This is a genomic window from Catenovulum sp. 2E275 (assembly GCF_025515275.1).
Classification (GTDB): domain Bacteria; phylum Pseudomonadota; class Gammaproteobacteria; order Enterobacterales; family Alteromonadaceae; genus Catenovulum.
The window spans coordinates 1-8,893 of record NZ_JAOPFU010000077.1 but is presented as its reverse complement, the minus strand read 5'-3'; the positions used below and the strand labels follow the sequence as shown (position 1 = coordinate 8,893).

The window sequence follows — 8,893 nt, the reverse complement described above, 5'->3', positions numbered from 1 at the left end:
CACTATAAGCTGGGAAATATTTCACCTGTTCAATATGAGCAGAAGTTACTAAAAAGTGCCTAAACATGTCTCCAAATTTAGTTGACCGTTACACATTAGCCAAGAAGAACTACGGAGTTGTCGGCATGAGAGGGGCGTGGGAAGTAGATCACTCCATCCCAATCTCCAAAGGTGGCAGCAACCACCTCAACAATCTTTTCCCAGCATGTATTCCGTGTAATCGCAAAAAGGGAAACAGCAGTAATGCTGTGGCCAGAAAACCTCATGGCTTGCTAGTCGCCCCAATGTCAAAAAAAGCAAAAGAGTCCAAACGAAAGAAAAGCATTTTAACTGGTCTGGCGCTGGGAGCTGGTTTTGGCTCTGCGTTTGGTCCAGTGGGTATGTTACTTTGTGGGACTATCGGTGCCATTGCAGGGGATTCGAATGAGCAGTAAGAGTAAAGTGGCAACTATTGCTAACTTTATGCAACATGAATACTCCCACCACAGGTGGGAGTACCTGACATTCACCGCTATTGTTTTTGTTAGCTTTGTATTTGCATTTTTGTCCGAGATAACGCATCTAAATGATGCAGTTAATTATCTAGTTGGAGGTGATTTCAATCTGGCACAAGAGATAAGGCAGGCACCATTAGAGCATTTTGCACCAAGCACCATTGCTTATGGGACAACCTTTCTTTATCTGCTGATATCTGGTTTTCGCATTGTCTGCGGAACACAGCAAACTGCGGTTAATTGGTTTAAGAGTAATCTGTTAGCCCCACTAATTAACTTCTATTCAACTTTATGTCGCGCAATGCTTGGTGGCCTGATAGGTATAACGATTCTGACGATTCTTTTCGACTTCAAAAGCTACTTGTGGATTTTCTTTTTCTTTTCATTTATCTATCCGGGAATAATCATGTTGATTGTTCAGTCTATGGCTAAACTGATCGAACCGATAGCAGGATTAAAAATCGATAGAGGTTTTTTGGGGACGAGGATTGTCGGGCTGTTAATGATCGCCTTAGCGTTGGTTTCTGGGCTAGCTGTTTACTTGATAGACCTCATCGGAAAGGCTCTTTTATAAAGAGCCAAATTATTTATTCCCCTAAACACCTAAGAATTAATAAACAATAAATACAATAAGTTAAATCCCACAACTCAGCTTGACACATCATTTTGTGAAAGACTATTTTTCACCAACACCTCGAATCTTGCTCCCAATTGATATTGGCAAACATGGATAAACATCCAATGTTCTTGTTATCACGTTTCACTCACTGGCTAAAAAGATCATGCATCTTGATATGACGCAGATATTACCTGCCCAAGCATGATGTGGCCTATTTGGCAGAACAACGTTGATACCAAGAATATATCAATTAATTATTCCCTCCCCCTCTCACAAATAGTTAACAAGTGTGAGACTTACTACTCTATTGTAAACGAAACAACATATTCTCTACTTTCTAGATGGAACCGTTCTTTATCATCAAAGTCTATATGTTCAATTCTAAGAATCTCATTAGAGACTAAGAAAATTTCATAATTCCCAATATTCTTCCTAGCAAATTCAAGCTCATTCCTGCTCAAATGAAATCTATCACCAGAGTAAGTTTTAACTTCAACATACTTCGTTACGTCAAGTTCATTGATATATTTAATATCGTAACCATCGCCATCACTAGTTTTAGATACCCAAGTAACTTTTTGTTTACCAAACTGTTTAATAAGAGAATTATAAACGTCTTCTTCAGATCTTTTACCGTTGATTCTATTGTTATCCGATAATGACTTTGAGTGTTTAAACGGTTTCTTCGATTTACTTTGGTTGTTTTTGATATTTCTTGGTTTACTAAGAGATGCACTCTTTATTTGTTTGGTTTGTCGAACAGAACCCTCAACACCGTGAGGTTTCTTTATAACATTCTCAGACTCAAATTTTTCATTTATACGAGTTTTAACTTCTTCCCACTTATGAGAAAAAAACATTAGACTCATTAGTTCTTGATCACCTTCAACCCTATCAATATCAATTAATTCAGCGTGGTTGTCGTACACGGCTTCAAAATCAATTTGTGTTTCTTCGATAGATTCTTGCCCTAAAACATCTGAGATATAGTTGTTTACATACTTTTCGTAGTTCATTTCAAAAGATTGTTTATTTTGTCTAGCTGATAAAATAATGAAATTATCGTTACTCTCGTATTGTGATACGTAATGAGTAAACTGAGATTCTCTAGAATTTACTATGCACCATTGATACAACATCTTCTTAAACAAATATAAAGCTCTCTCGAACGCCTGTTTTAGCTTACTAACATGATACTTTGATAAATCTATCTTATAGTACGCAAATTCTGAACGATTGAAGTCAGCAACATTTATTCCCTTCTCCGCGAAAAGCTCTTTTATCGCGCTGCAACTTTCAAGGCCATCCAACTCCTTGAAATCTATTCTTTCAACATCAATTTGCAATTCAAGCTCAGCCGACACACTTTCAAGCAAATTATCATCAGACTCAAACCTATAAGTTTTACCTAATAAGGAATAGACTGTTTTCCAAAATGAATACAGTTCATCTGAGATTCCTAATAATTCTCTTGTTCTAATTAACTCTTCTTCACCAATATCATTTTTAATAGTTTTTTCTAGATACGAAGCTTCCTCTTTGACAACATCTCGGAATACTCGGGTGTCCTGAATATCGAAAATTAATCCTATTATATCGGCAAAGGTTTCTTGAAAATCGAAATCATGCCTAAGATCTCCGACCGTTGACTCAGGTCTAACTTTAATGACAAAATCGTTATCTTGTTTAATGTAGTCATTATTTTCTAGCTCAAAACTTTCTCCATTAATCTGATACTTAACGTCATCGCATAAAACGACCCTGTACCGTCTCAATTTTGCTAGTTCTGCTTTCGCAGACTGATCTTTTTCAATATCTTGTATTCGATAAACCAAAATATATGGGGCAATTTCCTCTAAAAATGACGAGAAGCTACTACTTAAAGAAGGTAAAGAGGATGTACTTGTAATTTCGACATCTAGTTCATTTAGATTCTGCACTCCAAAAAACTCGATAATATTTTGAGTGTTTTGTCTTCTTGGGTAGTTTAACACTGGTACGCTGGCGGCAATCTTCCTCGGTAGTTTTATATTTCCATTGTAAAAAACTTTATCAGCAGATTGATAAGAACGAGTTTGTCCTTTTAAAGCAAAAAGCTTCGTTTCTTGGTTGTCCAAAGGTTGTTTATTGACTTCAAAATGCCTAACCGCCAACTTATATATTGCCTGAGTCTGTCTCCCATCAGGGGACTTTATCGGAAGTTCACTAATGATTCTTTGTACTGCTTCCAAAGATAGTTTTTCAAATTTATCAGTTGCACCAATTTTTAATAACAAACTTTCAATATCTGATCGACTAATACCGAAATAATTGAATTGCTCATAATCAAAATTGAAGCTGATGCTATTTACAAGAGGGCTTAGTTTCTCATTAGCGAAAAAGAAGTCTCTAAACAGCCCGAGAGATTTTACTTGATACTTAATAAATGAAGGTTTATGTGAAATATTATGGCTATAAGCCCCATAATATTCTCTGTCCTTGTTAAAACTAAATTTGTCAGTATTTGCTGAATCATCTAACTGATTATAAATGTCTTTATCTTGGATAAACCATATGACTAGCTTTTCTAACGAGATATTTTGCGCAATAAGCTCAAAGTTATCGATCTCCTTGTAATGAAAAGAACCAACTCTATAACCTAAAGGGCGAGGAACACACTGAAAAACAAATTTTTCGTACTCTAAATTTCTTCTACCTTTAACTTCGTTAAACTTACTATTTTTGTTAACTCCTAGCCATAAAAAGAACTGTTCTAGGTTATCCGGATCCTCTTCACCTAACCTATATTTGGAAGGTGCACATAGAAATACATTATCTCTGAATATGCCTTCAAATAAGAACTCATTTAAAGTTCCAGAAGGATAACTCTTAGATAAATATAAATCGCTTGCATCAGTCAGAGTATGTTCTTTATTGTAAAGTTGGATTTTTGAATCAGGTATTTGTTGTGGAGAGTTCAATTTATTGAAATTTTCATAAAGAGAACGAACCATACTGGTTAGTATTTCTTCAACTTTGTTATCGTCTTCTTTAATTAAACGGTTTGCATTTGAAACTATTTTCTGAAGTACCGGTATAGGCTGATACTGTTGAATATTTGTGATTTGTCTCAAAGCTCTCTGCAATTCACGAGCTTTTTCATTCGAATCAATCTCAAATTTTTTGATCAATAATTCAAACAAGTCTCTATGAATAAACTTGATACTGACATAATCAGGTACACTAATATCTATCGATGAAGGCGTATATACTTCATCTTCAAGAGAAATCAATGCTCCACTTGAGTCAATTAAAAGCTCTAATTTTTCATCATGCTTGAAAGTGTGGTAAAACATATAAATCATAGAAGCTCTGTCTTCTATGCTATTTATATTTTTACTTAAAACTCTCAATTTTTCAGTATCTACACTTCCATTTAAATTTAAACTCGAAAGGTCGGCAGTGCCATCTAAGGGGATTAACAAGTTTTCAAAGACGAACTCTTGGTTAATAGAGCACACAAAACTAGAAAGCGCATCTATAAATATAACTTCTGATTTTTTTCTATAAGTTCCGTCAACACAAGGAAACACCTCCAAAGTGTTGATCGCATCATCAATAGCATCGTAGAACCCCAGCTCCATAAGAATGTTATTAGGATTGTTGTATGACAAAAACTCAATAGCTTTGTAACTAATATTACCTTTCGTTAAAGATTTCGCTGTATCAATAATTAACTTAACTAACTCTCTTAAAATGAAGCGGTTTTTTTCACTGTCATTTATCTCATTTCTGGAGCTGTTTAATTCGAAGGTTCCATGAATAATAAAAGGAAAGTCAACAGCTAATTTAGTAGGGAAATATGCGAAAATTTCTCGAATATCACAGCAGAGTTCATCTTGCAGAGCAATTTTTAAATCGAAGAACTCTTCTTCACTTTCTTTATCCCATAACTCTTTAGGTATTTCTCCTTTGTGTTCATAGACGTTCCATTTTTCACTAAGATCCGTTTTATCTATTGCCTTGATACACTTTCCATCAACAAAAACTGTTAATGTCTTAATAGAGTTTAAAAAGAGTAGGATCTCACTCTTTAACTCGTCTATTTGCTTTTTAATATCACCTAGGAAGCCAACTTTGTATCGTATATCAATTGACGTGATCCAGTCTTGATTTATTTCCTCTGTTAACTTCGGAATAGATAGGAATGGAATAGGATAAATAGAATCAGGTAAATTTTGTGCTTTTCTAATAGCATTGCGCTCTCCTGGTAAAAACAGCTCATCAAAAACACCATTTACAATTTCATTTGAAAACTCAATTCTTAGGTTGTTGCTATTAATTGATATCGATTCACTCCAATTAATGATCGATCTAAAGCCAAGTCCTTTATTTCCTATGAACTTTTTAGATGTTTTAGTACTCAAATTAGAAATCATTAAAGATCTAATTCCGTTAGAGCTAAAAGCGCTACAGCCAGTTCCTCTATTTTTAATACTTAGCAAATTAGCTTTAGTATCTAATTCAATTCTTACCTCATCTGACTTTTCATCATCAGCATTTTGAAGAAGCTCAAGTAACTGTCTTCCGTTGTACTCTTTTTCCGTTTCAACTTCACGGTTGAACGCAGAAATCATATCTGCTGGGGACTTTTTATAGACTTCCTTTCGGCGAACTATTTCTTCTAAGATCTCTGCCTTAATACCAATGTTTTGCTCTTTAATTGGCTCCATAGTCGCTATATTATTCAAGATAAAGCCTCCTCATATTCCCTTTGAACTCTCGCCCTTAAATCGAATTGGTATTATGTACTGCCATTAAACAGATTTATCTTCCTCTGAGGATCGTCGCCATTTTCACTAATTTTTACCAATTTATTTAGTAACTTTTTACCGTAACCATTTTTCTTTCCCCACATAGACGCATATGAGTTTTCAAGCCTTTCCATGTACATGCTTTCATCTTCTTCCCTTCTGACGAATGTGAGGTCAACAACGGAATGAATTGCTTTATCAAATGAACTAAATAACCAAACAGAATCGCTGTCTTCACGACAGTATTTAATTAGAAGTTGAATGAAAGAAATATCCCATATAGCGTTCCTAAGATCTTTAGGCCCATGAGATTTGAGCATTTTTGAAATTTTCCAGCTACTAAAATAAACAGATAAAAAGTGAAATGATGGTGCTGAAAACATATATTCATCATATATCCAATCCATCAATTCAAGCATGGTTTGATATGGAGTTATTCGTTTAGAACGAGCTAGAGATATCGCTTTTTTTATTATGACTGCATTTCTCTCTACCAAAGTTAATCTCTCTGGTAACTTGCCACCTATAAGCTCGCCTGTCTTAAACAAAGACAGTTCATTACGACTTATGCTATCTCTTTGCTTTAGAAATAAGTCTAAGTAAATATTAGGATTTAAGTTATCAGCTGTTCGAAATAATGCTAGCTCATCATCTGCTTTATCTAAACCATTTCGCTCTATATATTCGTGATAGGAATAACCTGTTTCCGATAAAATATTTCCTGCATTTAGTACAGCTTGCAGAGCAGCTACACTCCTATAGGGCTGTTGGTTTTTCTGTTCAGAAATATCTAAACCATTAACCAAGCTGATCAAATAAGAAACTACATTCCTGTCCAATAGGCACTTAAATTCAACACCTGGTGAATACCAGATATCAGTCAAACTTGGATGTCCTTTCCTGTTAACATTGAGAGGATCAGATAGTAGTTTATTTTCTAATACATGCGTTTCTGCTCGTAATATTTCTTCCAGCCGATCGTGAATGATAAGTAACTCCATGTCTTCCATACAATCTTTACCCAAATAACCAAGCTTTCACTTCGTCATAATTTTCTAAATACAAAGGTCTGACTAAGGGATTACCTTCCCTTATTTCCTTATCTATAAGGTGATACTGAATATAATACTCAGCCATAGCAGCTCTAACTTCTACAGTGAAGCTATCCCCCTTTCCTTTGTCCATCATAATTACCTGTTTCTGAGGTTCAGTTAAGGCGGGTTGCGGGGCGATTTTCAGTTTAATCATGGTCATCCAAGCTTCATCTTGTTCATACTCAACCTCAGACGGCTCATTCAGTTCCGCAGCAGTGATTCTACCAAGATGAAAGTCTCTAAATTCACTACGATATTCATCATATGCTCGGCAATGCCAACGAACACCACTATCAGCTAATGCAATAGGATGAATAATCCTTTCGATGCCATTGGGGTTGGTTAGAGAGTAATAAGTAGCCTTAACTGATAGCTTCTTGTTTATAGCTTGAGTTACAACCCTAACTATTTTTGGGTCAACGTTTCCAGTATGTAAAGGACCAAAATCGACAGCCAAAGCTCCCCAGTAATCGGATTTATATACTTGACTATTAATCCTTAAAAATGCCACATACTCCTGCCATGTTTCATCAATATAGTGACAGGTGAAACTAGAAGTTGGCTCATACTGTTTTAAGCTTTTATTATATTTCAATGAATTAGGATATAGGTCCCTATATTCCGTGAGGCTTTTAGTAATATTGCTAATGGTGACTTTAAATAATTTTGCCAACGTTGAAGCGTTTACACCCCCTTCCCAATACGCAAACATCTCGATTGCTTTTAGTCTTACTTCCTTTGTATTTAATCCTCCATTAATCATATGGTTTCTCCCACATTTTTAATTAACTTCAGGGGAACACCATGCGTGATTAGGTGTTCTTGTGTTATGGCCAACTTGTTATTTTCTAGGTTCTTTAAAACTTCTCTAATTTCATAGGGCGTATCAGGAGAGTTAAGTCTTCGTGTTAACTGTTCAAACTGATTCCCAAACTCCTCCAGCTTTGATTTGGCAATCACATCCTCAGGAAGTATGCTTGGAATGATCAGGTCGATCACTCTATGCTCAGCGAGCTTTAATGCCATGTCTATTCCCGCAGCATCATAGTCAAAGAACACTCCAACCTTAGTGTCTGGCCGAACTTTGCAAATTAACTCGTTTAAGTATTTTTGATTTTTACCATAACCACGAAATACGGCGATGGCACTTTGATATTCAAGCGGTAAAGAAGGAATGACTAGTTCCCAATTTGTTATGAGTTCCCCATTTTCAACGATGATTAACTTACTTATCTTAGTGACATCAATATCGCGAAGCTTCATGGAATAGACAATATTTGGCTGTGCTTCGATTGCGTCTTTAATTCCAGGGATGATTCCTCTGCCCGTCATTGAAAGCATCACTTCAAAAACGCCTCCAGATGCCCATTTTTCATTACTAAAAAAGGAGGAAGCCTCAAGCCTAGTTTCCACATCTAAATCGATGTCTAAAATTGGCTTTCCCAATACTTTGTTAAAATAATTTTCTATTTCAATTAGGTTTGATGGTGTGAAATATATTTTTTTATTTCTGATTATGCCAATTTCGAGTTCTTGAACAATTGCACGCAGAACAGCCGATTCGCTGATTTGACTGGGAGATCTTCTGATTAAATTCTGGGCAGCTCTTATAGTCTTTTTATCTAGCTTCATGAGCAACCTTTCTGAAGAGTATGTCTTTGACATATATAGCCCCATCGAAAGGCGCTATAATTTCTCTAACTTCTTCCACCTCAGCTACTTTCAGTACTGCTTTTCTCTGGGCCTCAAAATAGCTCATGATCATCAACATCCAATCTTCTGGAGTAGACTCTACATTCTGTAACGGTAGACTTATCTTGGAGACCTAGTTAGAGGTATTATTAATACAACTAAAGAGGTTTTAAATGACAAGAAAATTATCAACTGAGTTTA

The 8,893-nt window shown here is 35.6% G+C and carries 6 protein-coding genes; 2 read left to right on the top strand and 4 right to left on the bottom strand.

Features of this window, described 5'->3' with window-relative positions; genetic code table 11:
• Window positions 1-65: 65 nt before the first annotated feature.
• Both N7931_RS18695 and N7931_RS18690 read left to right on the top strand, forming a co-directional pair.
• A complete protein-coding gene (locus N7931_RS18695) occupies window positions 66-434 on the top strand; it encodes an HNH endonuclease (protein WP_262795864.1) in 369 nt (122 codons plus the stop codon).
• Complete coding sequence (locus tag N7931_RS18690) at window positions 424-1,068, top strand: hypothetical protein (RefSeq protein WP_262795863.1); 645 nt, start codon at window positions 424-426, stop codon at window positions 1,066-1,068. The genes N7931_RS18695 and N7931_RS18690 overlap by 11 nt, the downstream gene beginning before the upstream one ends.
• Before the next feature lie 344 nt (window positions 1,069-1,412).
• Here the strand turns inward: N7931_RS18690 and N7931_RS18685 are convergent, their stop codons facing one another.
• From N7931_RS18685 to N7931_RS18670, 4 genes are read right to left on the bottom strand one after another with little or no spacing between them, the layout of a single operon-like run.
• Window positions 1,413-5,843: a DUF3883 domain-containing protein gene (locus N7931_RS18685; RefSeq protein ID WP_262795862.1), complete on the bottom strand. Its 4,431-nt coding sequence runs from the start codon at window positions 5,841-5,843 to the stop codon at window positions 1,413-1,415.
• Between the two features lie 53 nt (window positions 5,844-5,896).
• Window positions 5,897-6,916: a hypothetical protein gene (locus N7931_RS18680; RefSeq protein ID WP_262795861.1), complete on the bottom strand. Its 1,020-nt coding sequence runs from the start codon at window positions 6,914-6,916 to the stop codon at window positions 5,897-5,899.
• A 7-nt stretch (window positions 6,917-6,923) separates the two neighbouring features.
• Entirely contained in the window at window positions 6,924-7,763 is an 840-nt protein-coding gene (locus tag N7931_RS18675; RefSeq protein WP_262795860.1) for a helix-turn-helix transcriptional regulator, read from the bottom strand.
• A complete protein-coding gene (locus tag N7931_RS18670) occupies window positions 7,760-8,632 on the bottom strand; it encodes a hypothetical protein (RefSeq protein WP_262795859.1) in 873 nt (290 codons plus the stop codon). Before N7931_RS18670 ends, N7931_RS18675 begins: the two co-directional genes overlap by 4 nt.
• Between the last annotated feature and the right edge of the window lie 261 nt (window positions 8,633-8,893).